The 21,227-nt window shown below is 28.4% G+C and carries 20 protein-coding genes and 1 pseudogene; 8 read left to right on the top strand and 13 right to left on the bottom strand.

What is annotated here, in order from left to right:
• Nucleotides 1-103, bottom strand: a pseudogene (locus tag ACTNAO_RS11450) (IS607 family transposase); the annotation flags it as partial.
• 231 nt (nt 104-334) lie between these two features.
• Here ACTNAO_RS11450 and ACTNAO_RS11445 point away from each other — a divergent pair.
• Nucleotides 335-1,489, top strand: coding sequence for an aminotransferase class V-fold PLP-dependent enzyme (locus tag ACTNAO_RS11445; RefSeq protein ID WP_441029076.1), 1,155 nt, complete (start codon nt 335-337; stop codon nt 1,487-1,489).
• 58 nt (nt 1,490-1,547) lie between these two features.
• Here the strand turns inward: ACTNAO_RS11445 and ACTNAO_RS11440 are convergent, their stop codons facing one another.
• From ACTNAO_RS11440 to rpmH, 12 genes are all read right to left on the bottom strand, one after another.
• The gene (locus tag ACTNAO_RS11440; RefSeq protein WP_441029078.1) at nt 1,548-2,045 is read right to left on the bottom strand and encodes a DUF4446 family protein; all 498 of its coding nucleotides are present in this window, start codon (nt 2,043-2,045) and stop codon (nt 1,548-1,550) included.
• Nucleotides 2,046-2,155: 110 nt separating this feature from the next.
• The gene (locus ACTNAO_RS11435) at nt 2,156-3,007 is read right to left on the bottom strand and encodes a ParB/RepB/Spo0J family partition protein (RefSeq protein ID WP_441029080.1); all 852 of its coding nucleotides are present in this window, start codon (nt 3,005-3,007) and stop codon (nt 2,156-2,158) included.
• Between the two features lie 8 nt (nt 3,008-3,015).
• Complete coding sequence (locus tag ACTNAO_RS11430; RefSeq protein WP_441029082.1) at nt 3,016-3,780, bottom strand: ParA family protein; 765 nt, start codon at nt 3,778-3,780, stop codon at nt 3,016-3,018.
• Between the two features lie 137 nt (nt 3,781-3,917).
• The gene (locus ACTNAO_RS11425) at nt 3,918-4,700 is read right to left on the bottom strand and encodes a ParB/RepB/Spo0J family partition protein (protein ID WP_441029084.1); all 783 of its coding nucleotides are present in this window, start codon (nt 4,698-4,700) and stop codon (nt 3,918-3,920) included.
• A 25-nt stretch (nt 4,701-4,725) separates the two neighbouring features.
• The gene (gene rsmG, locus ACTNAO_RS11420; protein WP_441029086.1) at nt 4,726-5,445 is read right to left on the bottom strand and encodes a 16S rRNA (guanine(527)-N(7))-methyltransferase RsmG; all 720 of its coding nucleotides are present in this window, start codon (nt 5,443-5,445) and stop codon (nt 4,726-4,728) included.
• An 18-nt stretch (nt 5,446-5,463) separates the two neighbouring features.
• Complete coding sequence (gene mnmG / locus ACTNAO_RS11415; RefSeq protein ID WP_441029088.1) at nt 5,464-7,347, bottom strand: tRNA uridine-5-carboxymethylaminomethyl(34) synthesis enzyme MnmG; 1,884 nt, start codon at nt 7,345-7,347, stop codon at nt 5,464-5,466.
• A gap of 10 nt (nt 7,348-7,357) precedes the next feature.
• Nucleotides 7,358-8,737 (bottom strand): tRNA uridine-5-carboxymethylaminomethyl(34) synthesis GTPase MnmE, encoded by a 1,380-nt coding sequence (mnmE, locus tag ACTNAO_RS11410; protein ID WP_441029090.1) that lies wholly within the window; start codon nt 8,735-8,737, stop codon nt 7,358-7,360.
• Between the two features lie 137 nt (nt 8,738-8,874).
• On the bottom strand, nt 8,875-9,510 hold the full coding sequence (gene jag / locus ACTNAO_RS11405; RefSeq protein WP_441029092.1) for an RNA-binding cell elongation regulator Jag/EloR: 636 nt from the start codon (nt 9,508-9,510) through the stop codon (nt 8,875-8,877).
• A 39-nt stretch (nt 9,511-9,549) separates the two neighbouring features.
• Nucleotides 9,550-10,365 carry a membrane protein insertase YidC gene (yidC, locus tag ACTNAO_RS11400; RefSeq protein WP_441029094.1) on the bottom strand — a complete coding sequence of 272 codons (816 nt, stop codon included), beginning with the start codon at nt 10,363-10,365 and terminating at the stop codon, nt 9,550-9,552.
• 34 nt (nt 10,366-10,399) lie between these two features.
• The gene (gene yidD, locus ACTNAO_RS11395; RefSeq protein ID WP_441029095.1) at nt 10,400-10,609 is read right to left on the bottom strand and encodes a membrane protein insertion efficiency factor YidD; all 210 of its coding nucleotides are present in this window, start codon (nt 10,607-10,609) and stop codon (nt 10,400-10,402) included.
• Nucleotides 10,581-10,952 carry a ribonuclease P protein component gene (rnpA, locus tag ACTNAO_RS11390; RefSeq protein ID WP_441029097.1) on the bottom strand — a complete coding sequence of 124 codons (372 nt, stop codon included), beginning with the start codon at nt 10,950-10,952 and terminating at the stop codon, nt 10,581-10,583. The genes yidD and rnpA overlap by 29 nt, the downstream gene beginning before the upstream one ends.
• 61 nt (nt 10,953-11,013) lie before the next feature.
• Complete coding sequence (gene rpmH / locus ACTNAO_RS11385) at nt 11,014-11,148, bottom strand: 50S ribosomal protein L34 (RefSeq protein WP_441029099.1); 135 nt, start codon at nt 11,146-11,148, stop codon at nt 11,014-11,016.
• 529 nt (nt 11,149-11,677) lie between these two features.
• On the opposite strand from rpmH, the gene dnaA reads away from it, so the two are divergent.
• The 7 genes from dnaA (at nt 11,678) to gyrA (ending at nt 20,658) form a co-directional block, all read left to right on the top strand.
• Nucleotides 11,678-13,036, top strand: coding sequence for a chromosomal replication initiator protein DnaA (gene dnaA / locus ACTNAO_RS11380; RefSeq protein ID WP_441029101.1), 1,359 nt, complete (start codon nt 11,678-11,680; stop codon nt 13,034-13,036).
• A gap of 257 nt (nt 13,037-13,293) precedes the next feature.
• Nucleotides 13,294-14,394, top strand: coding sequence for a DNA polymerase III subunit beta (gene dnaN / locus ACTNAO_RS11375; RefSeq protein WP_441029103.1), 1,101 nt, complete (start codon nt 13,294-13,296; stop codon nt 14,392-14,394).
• 37 nt (nt 14,395-14,431) lie between these two features.
• The gene (yaaA, locus tag ACTNAO_RS11370; protein ID WP_441029111.1) at nt 14,432-14,638 is read left to right on the top strand and encodes a S4 domain-containing protein YaaA; all 207 of its coding nucleotides are present in this window, start codon (nt 14,432-14,434) and stop codon (nt 14,636-14,638) included.
• Between the two features lie 70 nt (nt 14,639-14,708).
• Nucleotides 14,709-15,830 carry a DNA replication/repair protein RecF gene (recF, locus tag ACTNAO_RS11365; protein WP_441029105.1) on the top strand — a complete coding sequence of 374 codons (1,122 nt, stop codon included), beginning with the start codon at nt 14,709-14,711 and terminating at the stop codon, nt 15,828-15,830.
• A 12-nt stretch (nt 15,831-15,842) separates the two neighbouring features.
• Nucleotides 15,843-16,103, top strand: a complete 261-nt coding sequence (gene remB / locus ACTNAO_RS11360) for an extracellular matrix regulator RemB (RefSeq protein WP_441029107.1) — start codon at nt 15,843-15,845, stop codon at nt 16,101-16,103.
• 56 nt (nt 16,104-16,159) lie between these two features.
• A complete protein-coding gene (gyrB, locus tag ACTNAO_RS11355; protein ID WP_441029113.1) occupies nt 16,160-18,067 on the top strand; it encodes a DNA topoisomerase (ATP-hydrolyzing) subunit B in 1,908 nt (635 codons plus the stop codon).
• A gap of 20 nt (nt 18,068-18,087) precedes the next feature.
• Nucleotides 18,088-20,658 carry a DNA gyrase subunit A gene (gene gyrA, locus ACTNAO_RS11350; RefSeq protein ID WP_441029109.1) on the top strand — a complete coding sequence of 857 codons (2,571 nt, stop codon included), beginning with the start codon at nt 18,088-18,090 and terminating at the stop codon, nt 20,656-20,658.
• Nucleotides 20,659-21,227 lie beyond the last annotated feature (569 nt).

The following is a 21,227-nucleotide window of genomic DNA, read 5'->3' as shown; positions in this document are numbered from 1 at the left end:
TTCTATGTGCTTTTAATTTTCCAGTATTATCCCATCTTTGCAAAGTTAATACTGATACATTTAAAAGTTCTGCAAATTCTTTTGGTTTATAATTTTTACTCAAATATAATCGCCCCTAAATATATTATATTACATTTGATTATATTTGAATATATTTTTAATAACTATTAATATTCTCCTTTTTGTTTTTATTATACATATTTTATTTATTCCTGTGAACATTTATTATCAAAAATCTTCTTTTTCAATGCAAATAGAAAATAGTGTGTATTTGTATTATAATAATATCAAAACATTTTTAAAATTATTTTTTATACGAAAGGTATTTTTGTTTATGGAAGTTTATTTAGATAATGCAAGTACTACTTTTCCTAAACCTATAGAAGTAGTAAATTCAATACATGATTATATGCTTAATATTGGAGGAAATGCTAATAGAGGCAATTACTCAAATTCTCTTGAAAGTAATAGGCAATTGCTGCTAGCTAGAGAACGTATATGTAATCTTTTTGGCTTTAATGATCCTAAAAATATTATCTTTACCAATAATATTACAACATCATTAAATATGCTAATTAAGGGATTGCTAAAATCAGGTGATCATGTAATTTCATCATATATGGAACACAATTCAATACTTAGACCATTACATGATTGTAAAGAAAATCTTAATGTAGACTTAACTTTAGTAAAAGCTTCAAATGAAGGTTTTATTAATGCATTAGATATAAAAAAATCAATAAAAAGTAATACAAAACTTATTATTCTTTCTCACGCTTCAAATGTTACAGGATCAATACAACCTCTTGAAGAAATTGGTGCTTTGTGTAAAGAAAAAAACATATATTTTATTATAGATTCTGCTCAATCAGCTGGAACTATACCTATAAATATAAATAAATTAAATGCTAATGCTATAGCTTTTACTGGGCATAAAAGCCTTTTAGGGCCACAAGGTACTGGTGGTTTTATTATTGATGATAAACTTAATAAAGAAACTAAATCTATATTAAGTGGGGGTACTGGAAGTCTTTCTCATTCAGTTACTCAGCCAGATTTTTTACCTGACAAGTTTGAATGCGGCACATTAAATATGCCAGGCATTATTGGATTATCATCTGCTATTGATTTTATTAATAAAACTGGCATATTAGGAATACAAGAAAAAATAAAATATCTTAGGAAAAAATTATATATTGGAATAAATAATATAGATGGTTTTAAAATATATGGAGATACTACATTAAATAATTCCACAACATGTTTATCTGTCAACTATAAAAATTATGATCCAGCTGAAGTTTCATTCTATTTAGAACAGCATGGAATAAAAACAAGAGCAGGGCTCCATTGTGCTCCATTAGCTCACAAATCCATCAATACTTTTCCTACTGGCACTGTCCGTTTTAGTTTAAGCTTATTTAATACAAAAGAGGATATTGATTATACTCTATCTATTCTTAATAATATTAATTCTGAACTTAAATAAAAAAAGGTTATTGTAAGTAATTTATTTGCTCACAATAACCTTTCTATTTATTCTAATTCTATTTATTCATAGCTTGATTTAAGACATCTATTTCTTCTTCAGATAAATCATATCTAGATATTCCCTTGTCAATTGGTTTTGCATATGTAGTACTTCCTTGTCTAGAATATATTCCAGTTAAGACTATACCGTCATTATTTCCATCTAATATAGCTATAGAAAAACTCAAATCACTTCCTACATCTTCAAATGCTTTATATCTTGCGATTGCTATTTTTTGTGTACATCCCTTTATTTTTTCTTCTAATTGTTCTATGTATTTTTTACTATCTTCACAACTTTTATTTGCCTCTTCAATTTCTTGAAGCTTAGAATTTATTAATCCTTCTATATTTTTACCATTAGCCCCTCTCATAAGCCTTCTATACTTATTTTCCAGGCTTCCCATTGATCTAAATAAAACTATTACAGCAATAAATAGCAACAATATAATTATAGCCATACCGCCAAAAATATATGGACTAAATTGATTTATTGTATTTGTTATGTTCTCCATCTTACTTTGTCATCCTCCCGCTTATGCATAAGTTAAAAATTATGTTATATATATTATTTACACATATAAAATAAAATGTTTCACGCAAAAAATGTTTCACGTGAAACATTTTATAATTTTATAATATCTAATATTCTTTGCAAATCTTCCTCAGAATAATATTCTATCTCAATTTTTCCTTTATTCTTCTTACTAGTAAGATTAACTTTTGTACCAAAATAATCTTGTAATTTTTCTCTGATATCTTTGTAATATGGATTTAATTCTTTATTTTTCTTATTTTCCTTCTTACCTATTGTCATTGATTTTATAAAATTTTCTAATTGCCTTACTGACATTTCTTCATCTATAACCTTTTGAGCCACTTCATATTGTAAATCTCCATCATTTAAAGATAATAAAGTTCTTCCGTGTCCTTCTGATAAAACACCTTCTATTAAATATTGTTGAACTCTACTATCTAAATTTACAAGCCTCATAACATTAGTAATAGCTGTTCTTGATTTTCCCATTCTCTTACTTAATTCTTCTTGTGTTAACTTGAAATCAGTAAGAAGCTTTTTATAAGCTATTGCTTCTTCAATAGGATTCAAATCCTGCCTTTGAATATTTTCTATTAATGAAACTTCTAAAATTTCCTTATCAGTAAGGTCCATAACAATAGCGGGCACTTCTTTAACCCCTATTAATTTAGCAGCTCTCCATCTTCTTTCACCTGCAACAATTGTATAAAAATCATCTTTTCTCTTGTTAACAATTAATGGTTGTATGATTCCATGTTGTTTTATTGATTCAGCAAGTTCAATTATTTTATCATTATCAAATGATTTTCTAGGTTGCTTAACATTACTTTTTATATTATTAATAGGAATTAGCATTTTTCCATTGTTATTTTCTTTTTGGCTTTCCTCTTCTGGTATAAGGGCTCCTAATCCTTTTCCTAATCCAAATTTTTTACTCATTTAATCACCTAATTTTGCCTTTCCAAAAATTCTTTTGTAAAGTTCTTATATGCATCTGCACCCTTACATTTTTCATCATATAACATTATAGGCAATCCAAAGCTTGGTGCTTCTGCTAACCTTATATTTCTAGGGATAGTACTTTTAAATACCTTATCCTTAAAATATTCTTTAACTTCCTTATAAACCTCGTTACTTAAGTTAGTTCTAAAATCAAACATAGTCATTAAAACGCCTTCTACTTCTAGTTCCTTGTTTAATGACTTTTTAACTAATTGAATAGTATTAATAAGTTGCCCAACACCTTCTAACGCATAAAATTCACACTGAATAGGTATAAGTACTGATTTACTTGCTGTAAGTGCGTTTATTGTTAATACACCTAATGAAGGAGGACAATCAATAAATACAAAATCATATTCATCCTTAATTTTAGATATTTCATTTAATAATATTTTTTCTCTATTTTCAGTTCCTATCATTTCTACTTCTGCTCCAGCAAGTTCCATAGTGGATGGTGCAATATGTAGATTTTGAACTAAATCACTTTTAATTATAACATCCTTTAATGATGCATTAGATGTAAGCACATCATACATAGATAAATCTATACCTTTTTTGTCTATTCCAAATCCACTAGTAGTATTACCTTGTGGATCAATATCTATTGTTAAAATTCTATATCCTTCCATTGCAAGGTAAGCACATAAATTAATGTTTGTTGTAGTCTTTCCAACTCCACCCTTTTGATTAAATACACAAATTACCTTCATAAAATATTGCTCTTTTAGAGCACACCCCCTTCCACATCATGATTACACATTATTATTATATCTATATTATTAACATAATAAAAGAAGTTTTAAGAAAAAAATAATAGACAAAATATTTGTCTACTATTTTAATAAACTTATTTATTCTTTTTAGGTATTTTTACCTTGATTTCTATATATTCATCATTATCTTTAAAATCATATTTAGCTGGAATACTAAACTTATCAAATACTTGTTTTATTGTATTAACATACATCTTAGCTGGAAAAACAGTCTTTATACGACTTCCTTTTTTGCCATTAAGCTGTTTTCCTGCTATTTTTAATAATTCATTATTAATTAATTCTTCTGATTCTTTTACATTTAATTTGTTTTTTATTATTCTCTTTACTATCCTTAACTGATCTTTTTCTTCTTTAATCTTTAATAATGCTCTAGCATGTCTTTCAGTTAAGTTATTTTCAGTACAAATTTCTCTAATTTTTTTAGGAAGCTTTAATATTCTAAGTTTATTAGCTATTGTTGATTGCTTTTTACCCATTTTCTTAGCAATCTCTTCCTGAGTAAACTTATGATCATTAATTAAGCTATAATAAGCTTCCGCCTCTTCAACAAATGATAAATCTTCTCTTTGCAGATTTTCTAAGAGTGCAATTTGAGCTGATTGTATATCAGATATATCTACAAGTATACATGGCACCTCACTTAAGTTAGCTATTTTAGCAGCTCTAAGCCTTCTTTCTCCAGCAACTAATTCATAATATTCCCCCATTTTCCTAACTGTAAGAGGTTGAATAATGCCTTGTTCTTTTATTGATTGTGCTAATTCCATTAACGCTTCATTATCAAAAAATTTTCTAGGCTGATATGTATTGGGAATTATTTCTTCAACCTTAACATTTATTACTTCTTTGTTCATCAATAACCACCCTTAGTATAAATTATTATCTTATTGGTTTCTTTGAAACAGTTCCCGCTTTTCGAGGATATGCTTTAGCACATTCTTTTATTTTATCTACAATAACTACATTGTGCTTTAAATCAGTATCATTTATTTTAACTTCTATTACTCTTTTTAATGAGCCACCTAATGTAGCTATAGCATTTTTACTTTCTGACAATTCCTTTTCTATAGCTGGTCCCTTAAGCGCAACAAAAGCACCACCAACCTTTACATAAGGTATACAAAATTCAGACAATACTGCCATGTTTGCTACTGCCCTAGATACTGCAACATCAAAACTTTCCCTAAGTTCTTTTTTGCGCGCTCCATCCTCTGCCCTTGAATGAATAGTAGTTACATTTTTTAATCCTAGTTCTCTTACAACTGTATTTAAAAAATTTATTCTTTTATTTAATGAATCTAACAAACATACTTGAATATTTTCATTCATAATAGCTATTGGAATACCAGGAAAACCAGCACCAGTTCCTACATCTATAATACTTTTTGCATTTTTAACTTCATCACTTGCAAAAATATTAATACAATCTATAAAATGCTTCTTAATAAATTCATCATCTTCTGTTATTGCTGTTAAATTTATTTTGTTATTCCATTCTTGCACAAGCCTCATATACTTAATAAATTTATCATATTTTTCTCTGTTAAACTCCATAGAAACTTCATTTGATGAAGCATTCATAATTTCATAAAAAGACATTTTTTTGCCTCCTAGACTTTATTTTGACTTTCTTCCATAGTGGTGTTCTAAATATATTAACAATACAGATATATCAGCAGGAGAAACTCCTGAAATTCTTGATGCCTGACCAACACTTATAGGTCTTATCTTGCTTAATTTTTGCATAGATTCTGTACTTAATCCGTAAACTTCTTCGTAATCTATGTCTGCAGGAAGTTGTTTCTTTTCAAATTTAGTAAATTGATTTACTTGTTCAAGCTGGCTATTTATATATCCTTCATATTTAGCCATTATGTTTATTTCTTCACCAATATTATCAGGAATATCTGGTCTTTCCTTATCAAGTGGCGCTAATGAAAAATAATCAAGTTCTGTTCTTTTAATTAATTCATAAAGACTTGTTGGCTTTTTAAGTTCTGCTGAATTTAAAGTGTCTAAAAATTCATTTACTTCTTTTTTGTTAGTTATTTTTAACTCTTTTATTCTGTCAATTTCATTTTCTATACTACTTTTTCTCTCCAAAAATCTCTTATATCTTTCTTCTGTAACAAGTCCTATCTTGTAACCAATTTCTGTCAATCTGAAATCTGCATTATCTTGTCTTAGTAATAGTCTATATTCAGCCCTAGATGTCATCATTCTATAAGGTTCATTAGTACCTTTTGTTACAAGATCATCAATAAGTACACCTATATATGCATCTGATCTAGTTAAAATTAATGGATCCTTACCTTGTACTTTAAGTGCGGCATTTATACCAGCTACAATTCCTTGTCCTGCTGCTTCTTCATAACCAGAACTTCCGTTTAACTGACCAGCTCCATAAAGGCCCTCAATATTTTTAAATTCTAATGTTGGTTTAAGTTGAGTTGGATTAATACAATCATATTCTATAGCGTATGCTGTTCTCATAAGCTCAACATTTTCAAGACCAGGAAGAGACTTAAGCATTTTTATTTGCACCTCTTCTGGAAGTGATGAGCTAAATCCTCCAACATACATTTCTAAAGTATCTTCCCCTTCTGGTTCAATAAATATTTGATGTTGGTTTCTATCTGGAAATCTCATAACTTTATCTTCAATAGAAGGACAATATCTTGGACCTACAGCTTTAATAGACCCATTATAAATTGGAGATCTATCTATGTTATCTTTTATTATTTTATGAGTTTCTTCTGTTGAATAAGTTAAATAACAAGAAATTTGATCTCTGTCTATATTATCACTCATGAATGAAAAAGGAATAATTTTTTCATCTCCTGGTTGTTCTATCATCTTTGAAAAATCAATGGAACGCTTGTTTACTCTAGCTGGAGTTCCAGTTTTAAATCTTCTTAATTCTATTCCTAAATCTAATAATGATTGAGATAAATCGTTAGCAGGAAATAATCCATTAGGACCACTACTATAACTTACTTCACCTATAATTACCTTGCCTTTTAAATACGTACCAGTTGCAAGTACAACTGCTTTACACTCAAACACAGCTCCATTTTTAGTTACAACACCTGTAATTTTATTATTTTCACTTAATAATTCAGTAACTTCAATTTGTCTAACTTGAAGATTTTCTTGCTTTTCTAGTACATTTTTCATTCTGAATTGATATTTCTTTTTATCAGCTTGTGCTCTTAATGAATGTACTGCAGGTCCCTTAGACGTATTAAGCATTCTAGATTGAATAAATGTATGATCTATATTTACTCCCATTTCACCGCCTAGTGCATCTACTTCTCTAACTAAATGACCTTTAGCAGTACCACCTATATTAGGATTGCAAGGCATTAATCCTATTGAATCAAGATTTATTGTACATACCAGTGTTTTTAATCCCATCCTAGCACTTGCAAGAGCTGCTTCACACCCTGCATGCCCAGCTCCTACAACTATAACATCAAATTTACCAGCATTATATTTCATTATTTTTCTCCTACTTTCCTACACAAAATTCACTAAATATTTTATTAACCAAGTCTTCTTCTAGTTCTGCTCCTGTTATTTCCCCAAGAGCCTTAAGCGCTGCAGTAACATATATTGATATTAAGTCTAAATACTCATTTAATTTTACTCTTTCTAATGCAATTTTACAATTTTCTAATGCCCTAAAAAGTGCCTGTTTATGTCTACTATTTGATATTATAAGACTTTCGTTTTGTACATCTCCATTAAAAAACATTTCTTTTATTTTTTCCTTTAGTTCGTCTATTCCAAATCCTTTTAATGTGGATATATTTATTACATTTTTCAAACTATCTATTTCAGAATCATTTATCTTTTGCTCAAGATCAATTTTATTTAACAAAACTATATAATTTTTTTCTTTTACATATTCAATTATCTCTTTATCTTCCTGTTCTAATTTTCTTGATGCATCTAACATTAAAATTACAAGATCTGCCTCTTCTATCTTTTTTCTTGACCTTTCTATACCTATCTTTTCGACAACATCTGATGCTTCTCTTATTCCTGCTGTATCAATTATCTTTATTGGTATACCATCAAGACTTATATATTCTTCTATAACATCTCTAGTTGTTCCAGGAATATCTGTTACTATAGCCCTATTTTCCTTTAACAAAGTATTTAATAATGAAGATTTACCAACATTAGGTTTTCCTACTATAGCCATATTTAATCCATCTCTTATTATTCTACCTTCAGTAGCATCCTTTAAAAGCTTTTCCATCTTTTCTATTGATATATTAAGTTTTTCTTCAATTGTTATTGGCACACTTGGATCAATTTCCTCATCATCTTCTGTAAAGTCAATTGAATGTTCAATTAAAGCAAGAACATTAAGCATATACTCCCTAAGTTCATTTATTTTCTTAGAAAGAAATCCTTGACTCTGCAACATTGCAGATTTCATAGATAAATCAGTTTTAGACCTTATTATATCCATAACAGCTTCAGCCTGACTTAAATCTATTCTACCATTTAAAAAGGCCCTTTTAGTAAATTCACCTGGTTCTGCAAGCCTTGCACCAGCCTTAATAACTTCTTCTAAAACTTTATTAGTTGGCACCATACCTCCATGACAATTAATTTCTACTACATCCTCTGCTGTAAAACTTCTAGGCCCCTTCATATAACTTATAATAACTTCATCTATTATTGCGCTTGAATCAAGATTTTTAATGTAACCATATCTCATAGTATAAGTTTTCATATTTTTTATTGATACATCTTTTTTACCACAAAATATCTTATCTACAATTTCTAAAACTTTATCTCCAGACACTCTTATTATGGATATACCGCCTTCCCCAATAGGAGTAGCAATAGCACATATAGTATCAAATTCTTTCATATATATTTTCCTCCTAATTTGTACTTTTATTTATAGTATTCCCATTTTTAAAACTAAGTATCATTCTACATAAAAATGCACCATAATGCAACAAACAATCTTTGTAAAAAAAGAAATGTGCAAAACTGCACATTTCTTTAATCTCTTTTTATGTCTACAACTACTCTCCTGTGTGGTTCAGCCCCCTCACTAAAGGTATATATATCTTCACGCCCTTGAAGTGTTGAATGAATAATTCGTCTTTCATAAGGATTCATAGGTTCAAGCTTATAAGCACGCTTACTATGAAGTACTTTATACGCTGTTTTTTCTGCCACACGTTTTAATGTATCTTGTCTCTTTTGTCTGTAATTTTCTGCATCTAGGACAACTCTTTTGTATTCTTCTCCATTTTCTTTTCCATTCTTGTTTACAACTAATGAAGTTAAATATTGAAGAGAATCTAAAGTTTCACCTCTATATCCAATTACAGTTCCCATTGAATTTCCACTTATTTTAATGTCAATTTCCTCTTTATTTTCATTTATATCAAATTGAGCATTTATATTCATAGAACTCAATACCTTGCTTAAAAATTCCTTAGCAATAACAGATGCATCATTTTTAATTGTTACCTTTAATTTAGTAGGCTTTCCACCAATAAAATTAAATAGTCCTTTTGAACCAGCTTCTATAACTTCCACTGTAACCTTATCTTCTGTTACATTTAATTCTTTTAAGGCCTTTTCTAAAGCTTCTTCATGTGTTTTTCCTAAAACTTCTATAGACTTCATACCCTATTCACCAACCTTATATATCATTTTATTAGATATTTATTTTTTCTTATTTTTGTTTTTTTTCTTTTTACTAGCTTTATTTTTTTCTTCATATTCTGGCATAAATGTTTGTGATCTACTTTTTTCTAATTCAATTTCAGTAATTTCAGCTTTTCTTCTCTTTTCCATAACTGGTCTATAATTTATGAAATATGTAGTTATAAGTTGAATAACTCCACCTAATATCCAGTATAATACAAGAATTGATTTAAATTTTAATGCCATGAATCCCATTACTAATGACATACCAACGTTCATGCCTGCCATATTCATTTGAGGTGTATCTTCGTCACCTGTAGTTTGTGGTTGAGTTGCTTTTGTCATCAACAATGATGGAAGATAAGTCATTAATGCAGACAAAATAGGTAAAATGTAATATGGGTCTGGAGCACCTAAATCATTAAGCCATAAAAATCCTTTACCATCAATTGCTGACATATTATAAAATACATAATACAAAGCCATCAATATAGGCATTGGCAATAAAGAAGGTAAACAACCACCTGTCATACTAACATTTTTTTCTTTATAAAGCTTCATCATTTCTTCATTTAATTTCTGAGGATCATTTTTATACTTTTTTTGAAGCTTCTTAAGTTCTGGTTGAACCTCTTGCATTCTCTGATTTGATTTTGCTGCCTTAATATTAAATGGTAATAAAACTCCTCTAATAATAACTGTTAATATTGCTATTGCTAATACATATGATAACCCACTATCAGCATCTACTCCACAACTTACTATTAAACTGTGAAGAGCATTAAATACCCAAGTAAATGCATTTGTTATGGGCTGGAATATTGTTTGAAACATATTCTTGCAATCTCTCCTCTATATTTAATTTTAATTATTTTACTGGATCATATCCACCTTTACTAAAAGGGTTACACCTTAGAATTCTAAATAGTGCCATACAACCTCCCTTAATAGCTCCATACTTTTCTATTGCATCTAATGCATACTGTGAACAAGTTGGTATATATTTGCACTTCGGCGGAGTTAAAGGTGATATATAAGCCTTGTAAAACTTAATTAGACTTATTAATATCTTTTTCATATAAGCCTGCCTTTTTTAATAGGTTATCCATAGATTTTGAAACAGCTTGATAATTTTGTCCCTTCATTTTAGATCTAGCAACAAAAATAAAATCATATCCTTTTATAAGGTATTGCTCCTTCAATCTGTAATTTTCATAAATTAATCTTTTGCTTCTACTTCTTACAACGCTGTTACCAACTTTTTTACTTACGGAAATACCTATCTTATTATATATTTCATTATTATTTGAAACATTTTTTTTATTTTTAAATATATATAAAACAAGTAGATCATTAGCAAATGATTTTCCTCTTCTATATACAATCCTAAACTCACTGTTCTTTCTTACTCTGTAAACCATAGGACCTTCATTACTCCTTAATTTTCTGCATTTGCAGAAAAAGAGCCACAATAAGCGGCCCTTATGCTGTTAATTTTTTTCTTCCTTTTTGTCTTCTTTTCTTAAGTATATTTCTACCAGAAGATGAACTCATTCTTTTTCTGAATCCGTGTTCTTTCTTTCTTTGTTTCTTTTTAGGTTGGTATGTCATGAACATCTATCATTCACACTCCCTTCATTTATATTTTATAGTAAAAAACTATATTTTCAAATTTACGATACCTACTAATTATATCTACATAGCTCTTTTCTGTCAAGAACTTGCGAAATTGTTGATAATTTTTTAAGATAAGAATAAAATTGTGGATAACTTATTGAATCTAAGTATTCTTATATGATATTATTATAAAAGAGATTGTGAATAATATGTGATTTAATAAGAGTTATCCACAACTGTGAATAACTTTGTGAATAACTTGTTTGTTTTATTTATTTTTTTTTTGAAGAATATAGTGTAATTACAGTATTAAAGGCTGTTACTTATGTTAATTATTTATTTTTTTTAATGTTAATAAGTTAAGCATTTGTAATTTTTTTTTCTATTTATCAACAATGTTTATATTGTTAATAACATTTTCAACAAAAAAAAATTTTTTTAACTCTACTTGTTGATATCCTGTTATTTTCATGTTCGTAACACAAATTATAACATACATAAATTAAAAAAAATTTTTGGAGGATATAAAATGGATGCTAACCTAAATCAATTATGGGAAGATTCTCTAAAGCTTATAAAAAGTGAAATGAGTGATGTTAGCTTCAATACATGGATGAAAAGCTGTAAGCCATCTTCAATGTCTGAAGATACAATAGAGATAATCGTTCCTAATGAATTTACTAAAGAAATTCTTGAAAAAAGATATAAAACTTTAGTAGCTAATGCTATTCAAAGTGTATGCTCTAAGCTATATAAAATAAAATTTTTAATGGCTTCTGAATTACATAATCAAACAAAATATAAAGAAGAGAAAGTAAATAGTACTAATCAAAATAAAAATGTAATTGTAAATGATGAATTATCAGCTACATTAAATCCAAAATATACATTTAATTCTTTTGTCATAGGTAATAGCAATCGATTTGCTCATGCAGCATCTTTAGCTGTTGCTGAAGCCCCTGCGAAGGCCTATAATCCATTATTTATTTATGGGGGAGTTGGACTTGGAAAAACCCACTTAATGCATGCAATCGGTCATTATATATTACAAAATAACCCGAATGCCAAAGTTGAATATGTTTCATCAGAAAAATTTACAAACGAATTAATAAACGCCATAAAACACGATAAAAATGAAGAATTTCGTAATAAATATAGAAAAGTAGATGTTCTATTAATCGACGATATTCAATTTATTGCTGGAAAAGAAGGTACACAAGAAGAATTTTTCCATACATTTAATGCACTTCATGATGCTAATAAACAAATAATTCTATCTTCAGATAGACCACCAAAGGAAATACCAACCCTTGAAGATAGACTTAGATCAAGATTTGAATGGGGTCTTATAGCAGATATTCAAGAACCAGACTTTGAAACTAGAATGGCTATTTTAAAGAAAAAAGCAGATGTAGAAAAATTAAATGTGGCTAATGAAGTAATGGTATATATAGCAAGTAAAATAAAATCTAATATTAGAGAACTTGAAGGAGCTCTTATTAGAATCGTTGCATATTCATCTTTAACAAATAAGGAGATAACAGTAGATTTAGCTTCTGAGGCCTTAAAAGATATTATTTCTAAAAAGCAAAGTAAAAATGTAACAATAAATTTAATTCAAGATGTGGTAGCAAACTACTATAACCTAAACATTGATGAATTAAAATCTCAAAGAAGAACTCGAAATATTGCTTATCCAAGACAAATAGCTATGTACCTTAGCAGAAAACTTACAGACATGTCTCTTCCTAAAATAGGCGAAGAATTTGGTGGTAGGGATCATACAACTGTAATTCATGCATATGAAAAAATATCTGAAAATTTAAATTCTGATGAAAATTTACAACATACTATAGATGAAATAACAAAGAAATTAACTCAAAATTAATCCACAAGTGTATATAATAACTTGATTTTATCTTGTGGATAATAAAAAAATGAAAAGATGATGTTAACAATGTGGATAACTTGTAAAAATATTTACAGAGTAATCCACAATATATTTGACTAAAATTTTAGTGTATAAGCTTGCTAGAAGCACTTATCAACAAATTAACAGTGCCTACTACTACTATTACTATTATTATTTATTTATCTAATCTATTCTTACACAATAAAGATTGTTAATAATTTTGGAGGTATCAAATGATATTTATATGTGAAAAACACAAACTTCAAGAAGGAATATTTATAGCACAAAAAGCTATTACAGGAAAAACTACAATGCCAATTCTTAATGGTATTTACATAAAAGCTGAAAAATCAGGTTTAACATTAATAGGATCTGATATGGATATATCAATAGAAACTAAAGTTGAAGCAGATGTTTTAGATGAAGGAGCTATTGTTATTGATTCTAAAATCTTTGGAGAAATAATTAGAAAGTTACCTGATTCTGACATAAAAATAGAAGTAATTGAAAATGAAATGGTTCAAATTACTTGCCAAAAATCTGTTTTTAATGTTGTTTATATGAATGCAGATGAATATCCAGAATTACCATCTATTGATGAAAACAATCAAATAGAAGTATCTCAAAATATATTAAAAAATATGATAAAAAGCACATCTTTTGCAATAGCTCAAGATGAAACAAGACCAATTCTTCAAGGTATTTTATTTGAAATTCAAGATAAAAATCTTAATCTTGTAGCCCTTGATGGATACAGGCTTGCAATAAAATCAGAATATATTGATAATGATTTAAACATAGATGTAGTAATACCTGGTAAAACATTAAATGAAGTATCTAAAATTTTAGAAGATGTAGACGATAATGTTTCAATAATTTTTACTAATAACCACATTTTATTTAGTTTAAATAAAACTAAAGTTATTTCAAGATTGTTAGAAGGAAAATTTGTAAATTATAAGTCACTACTTCCTCAAGAACATAAAATACTAATAAATGTTAATAGACAAGAATTACAAAATGGTATTGAAAGAGCTTCTTTAATGGCTAAAGATGGGAATACAAATCTTGTAAAATTTGAAGCTAAAGATGACACATTAATAATTACATCTAATTCTCAATTGGGAAAAGTTAGAGAAGAAGTAAATATAAATTTGCAAGGTGGCGAAATAGAAATTGCATTTAACTCTAGATATTTATTAGATGTTATGAAGAATATGGAAGAGGATGAAATAAAATTAGAACTTACTTCAAGCATAAGTCCTTGTGTTATTAAAGCAAAAGAAACGGAAACTTATAAATATTTAGTGTTACCAGTAAGATTAGTTAAATAGGAGGATGCATAAAAATACAAAAAATATGCAACAAATTATGAAAGAAATAAAAATTGATACAGAATTTATAAAACTTGATTCTTTTTTAAAGTGGTGTGGGGCAGTAAGCCTTGGATCTGAAGCTAAAATTTATATACAAGATGGAGAAGTTTTAGTTAACGGAGAGGTATGTTTTCAAAGAGGAAAGAAAATAAGAAAAAATGATATTATAACTTTCAATAATGAAGAATATAAAGTAATTTAGCATAAAATTATTTGAATTTTTTTGTGATTATTTTATTTTTTATTATGTTATAATTATATTAGGTGTATTTATGTTTATAAAAAAATTAATGTTAATTAATTACAGAAATTATAAGAAACTAAATATAGATTTAGGTAAGTCAGTAAATGTATTTATTGGTGACAATGCTCAAGGAAAAACTAATATACTTGAAGCTATATACTATTGCGGCTTTGCTAAGTCACATAGAACATCTAGAGATAGGGAACTTATACATTGGGATTGTGATTCTGCTTATTTAAGTATTGGAATTGGAAAAAACAGGCTTGATAAACGAATAGATATTAATATTTTAAAATCTGGCAAAAAGGCTATAAGTATAAATTCAATTAAAGTCAATAAAATCGGAGAATTATTTGGAAATTTTAATGTTGTAATGTTTTCTCCAGAGGATTTAAAAATAATTAAAGAATCTCCTGGAATAAGAAGAAAGTTTATTGATATGGAAATTTGCCAGATAAATAAAAAATATTACTATAACCTTGTTCAATATAATAAAGTATTAAATCAAAGAAATTTTATATTGAAAAATAGAAATTTATCAGAAGAAATGTTAGATATATATGATTTGCAATTAGTGGAATACGGAGAATATATTATTAAAAAGAGGATAGAATATTTAAATAAGTTAAATTATTACGGCAAAGAGATCCATAAAGAAATTACCATGCAAAAGGAAAATATAGAATTCAAATATCAATGTTCAGCTAAGAAATCAAAAAGAGATGATATTTCAGATGAAGATTTAAATAGTGACAATATAAAAAAAGAATTTTATGAATTGCTTAAGAAGAACAGAAAAAAGGATATAGAAAAGGGAATATCTACTATAGGACCTCATAGAGATGATTTCTCTGTTTTTATAAATAATATAGATACAAAAAGTTATGGTTCTCAAGGACAACAAAGAACAGCAGTACTTACAATGAAATTTTCTTCACTAAAAATAATCAAAGAAATTACATCTGAATATCCTGTATTATTATTAGATGATGTTCTTTCTGAGTTAGATTTTAGTAGAAAAAAGTATATACTTAGTACCATTTCAGATATTCAAACAATCATTACGTGTACTGGTATTTCAGATATTAAGAATTATTTAGATTCTAAATCTAAAGTATTTAATGTAAAAAATGGAGAAGTGTACAATTAAGGAGGGATCATTGTGTTCTTACATTTAGGTGAAAATGTTGTAGTTCCCATAAAAGATGTTATAGGAATATTTGATTTACAATCGACTATGTATAGTTCAGATACAATTCAATTTTTAAGAATGGCAGAAGAAGATGGATTTGTTGAAAGGATAACAGATGAAAAACCAAAGTCTTTTGTTATTGCAGAAGTAAATAAGAAAAGTAAGATATATTTATCACCAATATCTTCATCAACATTAACTAAAAGAACAGATGTGGATTATAGTTTTTAGTCCAATATAAAAAAAACCTCAAGGTTAAAAAAGAATATTTTTAGGAGGAAATCATGTTGGAACAAAACAAGCAAAATTATGATGAAAGTCAAATACAGGTTCTAGAAGGATTAGAAGCTGTAAGAAAAAGGCCTGGAATGTACATTGGCAGCACTAGTAGTAGAGGATTACATCATCTAGTATATGAAATTGTTGACAATAGTATTGATGAAGCATTAGCAGGGTTTTGTAAAAAAATAGAAGTTACAATAAATGAAGACAATTCTATTGTAGTAAAAGACGATGGAAGAGGAATGCCAGTTGGAATACATCCTAAAATGCATAAACCAACAGTAGAAGTAATAATGACAATACTTCATGCTGGAGGAAAATTTGGTGGTGGCGGATACAAAGTATCTGGTGGTTTACATGGTGTTGGTGCATCAGTTGTAAATGCACTATCAGAAAAATGTACTGTTACAGTTAAAAGGGATGGACATATATATGAGCAATCTTATGAAAAAGGAAAGGTAGTTACAGAATTTAAACAAATTGGTGATTCTGATGAAACTGGTACACAAGTTTACTTTAAACCAGATAAAGAGATATTTGATGAAACTGAATTTGATTTTGATGTATTATCTCAAAGATTAAGAGAGCGTGCTTTTTTAAATAAGGGTATACATATCACATTAAGAGATATGAGGGATGGAAATGAAGAAGTATATCATTATGAAGGTGGTATAAAATCTTTTGTAACATATCTTAATAGAAATAAAGAGGCTCTTCATCCAGAACCAATATATGTTGAAGGAATAAAAGATGGAATATCAGTCGAAATAGCTCTTCAATACAATGATGGCTACAATGAAAATATATTTTCATTTGCAAATAATATAGATACAGTTGAAGGTGGAACTCATTTAGTTGGATTTAAAACTGCATTAACAAGAGTATTCAATGATTATGCAAAGAAGTTTGGTCATTTAAAGGAAAATGATAAAAATTTATCTGGTGAAGATATAAGAGAAGGTCTTACTGCAGTAATTTCAGTAAAAATTGAAGAACCTCAATTTGAAGGTCAAACAAAAACTAAATTAGGAAATAGTGAAGTAAGAGGAATAGTAGATTCAATTTTAGGCGAAGGATTAAGTATATATTTAGAGGAAAATCCTAATGTGTCTAAAACTATTATAGAAAAAGCATTAATGGCTTCTAGAGCTAGAGATGCAGCTAGAAAAGCAAGAGAACTTACAAGAAAATCAGTACTTGAAAGAACATCACTTCCTGGAAAACTTGCAGATTGTTCATCTAAGGACCCAAGAGAGTGTGAAATATATATAGTCGAAGGAGATTCTGCGGGAGGTTCTGCAAAACAAGGAAGAGATAGAAAATTCCAAGCAATATTACCTTTAAGAGGTAAAATATTAAACGTAGAAAAACAAAGATTAGATAGAATTTTAAATTCAGATTCAATAAGATCAATGATTACAGCGTTTGGTGCTGGAATAGGTCCTGACTTTGATATAGAAAAAATAAGATATAATAGAATAATAATAATGACAGATGCCGATGTAGATGGCGCTCACATAAGAACATTATTATTAACATTCTTCTATAGATATATGAGAGATTTATTAGATGATGGTCATGTATATATTGCTCAACCACCATTATATAAAGTTAGCAAAGCTAAAAAAGAAGCATATGCCTATACTGATCAAGAACTGGAGGCTATATTAGAGGAATTTGGAGGAAAGGATAATTCTACTTCAATTCAAAGATATAAAGGTCTTGGAGAAATGAATGCAGAACAATTGTGGGATACTACAATGGATCCTGAAAAGAGAATACTTTTAAAGGCTACGGTAGAGGATGCAATGAAAGCTGACGAGATATTTACAATACTTATGGGTGATAAAGTAGAACCTAGAAGAGAATTTATTACAAGAAATGCTAAAAGAGTTAGTAATTTAGATATTTAGTACTAATATGAGGTGAGTACATGGAATTTAATGAGGGAAAGGTAATCCCTGTTGATATTAATAATGAAATGCAGAAGTGCTATATAGATTATGCTATGAGTGTTATAGTTGGCCGTGCACTTCCAGATGTAAGAGATGGGTTAAAACCAGTTCATAGAAGAATATTATATTCTCTTCAAGAACTTGGATTAACTCCTGATAAAGGATACAGAAAATGTGCTAGAATTGTTGGTGATGTTCTTGGTAAATATCATCCACATGGAGATTCATCAGTTTATGATGCTTTAGTTAGACTTGCACAAGATTTCTCTATGAGATATATGCTTGTTGATGGGCATGGAAACTTTGGTTCTGTAGATGGTGATAGTGCTGCTGCTATGAGATATACAGAAGCAAAAATGAACAAAATTGCAGTTGAAATGCTTAGGGATATAAATAAAGATACTGTAGATTTTGTGCCTAACTTTGATGGAGAAGAACAAGAACCATCAGTATTACCTTCAAGATTTCCTAATCTTTTAGTTAATGGTTCTGCAGGAATTGCAGTTGGTATGGCAACTAACATACCTCCACATAATTTAAGAGAAGTTATTGATGGAACAATAAAATTAATAGATAATCCAGAAACAACAAGTTTAGAATTAATGACTTGCATTAAGGGACCAGATTTTCCTACTGGTGGAATAATAATGGGAAGAGCTGGAATAAGAGCTGCTTATGAAACTGGTAAAGGCAAAGTTGTAGTTAGAGCAAAAGCTGAAATAGAAGAAGATGAAAATTCAAAACATAGAATAATCGTTACAGAAATACCTTATCAGGTTAATAAAGCTAAGCTTATAGAAAGTATAGCAGATCTTGTTAAGGACAAAAGAATTACTGGAATATCTGATTTAAGAGATGAATCAGATAGAGAAGGTATGAGAATTGTAATAGAACTAAAAAGAGATGCAAATCCAAATGTTGTTTTAAATTTATTATATAAGCATACAAAGATGCAAGATACATTTGGTGTTATAATGCTTGCACTAGTTAATAATCAACCAGTAATATGTAATTTAAAACAAATATTAGATAATTATATTGATTTCCAAAAAGATGTTATAAGAAGAAGAACAATATTTGATTTAAATAAGGCTCAAGCTAGAGCACACATATTAGAAGGATTGAGAATAGCATTAGATAATATTGATAAAATTATTAGTATTATTAGACATTCAGAAACTTCAGAAGTTGCTAAAAATGCATTAATGGAGAATTTTGGACTATCAGAAAAACAAGCTACTGCAATTCTAGAAATGAAGCTTAGAAGATTAACTGGCTTAGAAAGAGATAAAATAGAAGAAGAGTATCAAGAATTAATGAAACAAATTGAGTATTTAAATTCTATACTTGCAAGTGAACAAAAACTACTTAATGTTATTAAGGAAGAACTTATTGAAATTAGGGATAAATATGGCGATGATAGAAAAACAACTATTGAAAAAGTAGTTAATGAAATTGATATAGAGGATTTAATTCAAGAAGAAGATGTTGTAATAACATTAACACATGGTGGTTATATAAAGAGAATATCTGCTGATACATATTCTGCTCAAAGAAGAGGTGGTAAGGGTATACAGGCAATGTCAACAAAAGAAGATGATTTTGTTGAACATGTTATGATTACTTCTACTCACTCTGATGTATTATTCTTTACCAATAGAGGTAGAATATACAAACTTAGAGCTTATGAAATACCAGAAGCAGGCAGAACTGCAAAAGGACTTAATATAATTAATTTGATTGCAATAGAACAAGATGAAAGAATTGAGACTGTATTAACTGTAAGAGATAACAATAAAGAAGGATTCTTATTGATGGGAACTAAGAATGGTATAGTTAAAAAGACACCAATTAGTGACTTTAAGAACTTGAGAAAAAGCGGTTTAATTGCAATTAATTTAAGAGATGGTGATGAACTTCTTAAGGTTAAGGTAACTCATGGGGATGCTAATATTATTATGGTAACTCAAAATGGTTATGCAATTAAGTTTAATGAAAAAGATGTAAGAGCAATGGGAAGAACTGCATCTGGAGTTAAGGCTATAAATTTAAAAGATGATGATATAGCTGTATGTATGGATATAGCAGTTGATGGAGAAGAATTGCTTGTTATTAGTGAAAATGGTTATGGTAAGAGAACACCTATAGAAGATTATAAGCTTCAAAGTAGAGGTGGCATTGGACTTATTACTTATAAGATAAGTGATAAGACAGGTAAGCTTGTAGGTGCTACAATGTGTAAGGCAGAAGATGAATTAATGCTTATAAATACTAGTGGTGTAGCAATAAGAATTAATGTTTCTGATATATCAGTAACAAGTAGAGCTGCCATGGGAGTTACATTAATGAGAACTACAGATGAAGAAACTGTTGTAGCTATTACAAAGATAGGAAAGACAGAAGATGATGGTGAAGAAAAAGATGTTCAAGAAAGTTTTAATTTAGAAACATCAGAAGAAGAAACACCTAATAATGTTAATGAAGATGATAGTTTAGATAAGCTTTTAGAAAGAGCAGAAGAAGACTATGATGATAATGATGAAAAATAAATCATAAAATAGGAAAATGGCTTGTGTTATTTAGAAATTTTTTATTCTAAGTCACAAGTTATTTTTTATTTAAAAATGTAACCTCAAATATTTGCTTCATTTCACTTTGGTTAATTAATAATTGAGGGCATTTTTACGCCTTCGTCGTAAAAATATTAATTATATATTGTATGGGTGGACAAGCTGTAGCTTCAGGGTTTACATTTAAACTTGCAAAAGAGATAGGATATCCTATTATGAGTGGACAAACTAAAATTTCAAGGCTTACACTAAATCCTATATAAAAAACCTAATTATGATAATGCTTTAGGCCTAGTTACAACAATTATTAAATATCTTCTTGGGAGATTGGCTTTTAGGCGTAGCACAAAAAGCCACTTAATTATTAATTATTAATTATTAATTATTAATTATTAATTATTAATTAATCAATAAACTTATCCTGGTGTATTCTTTTATGAAATAATGAGAAAAAGATAGCAAATAAGAGTAAAAATAATTTATTTTCAAAAAACAAACTATTGTCGTTAATTGGTGAAAAATATATGTGGTATTATAAAACACGTCGC

This window comes from Clostridium sp. HCP1S3_C6 (assembly GCF_052066735.1).
Classification (GTDB): Bacteria; Bacillota; Clostridia; order Clostridiales; family Clostridiaceae; genus Clostridium.
This window is presented reverse-complemented; position numbering and strand designations above follow the sequence as displayed.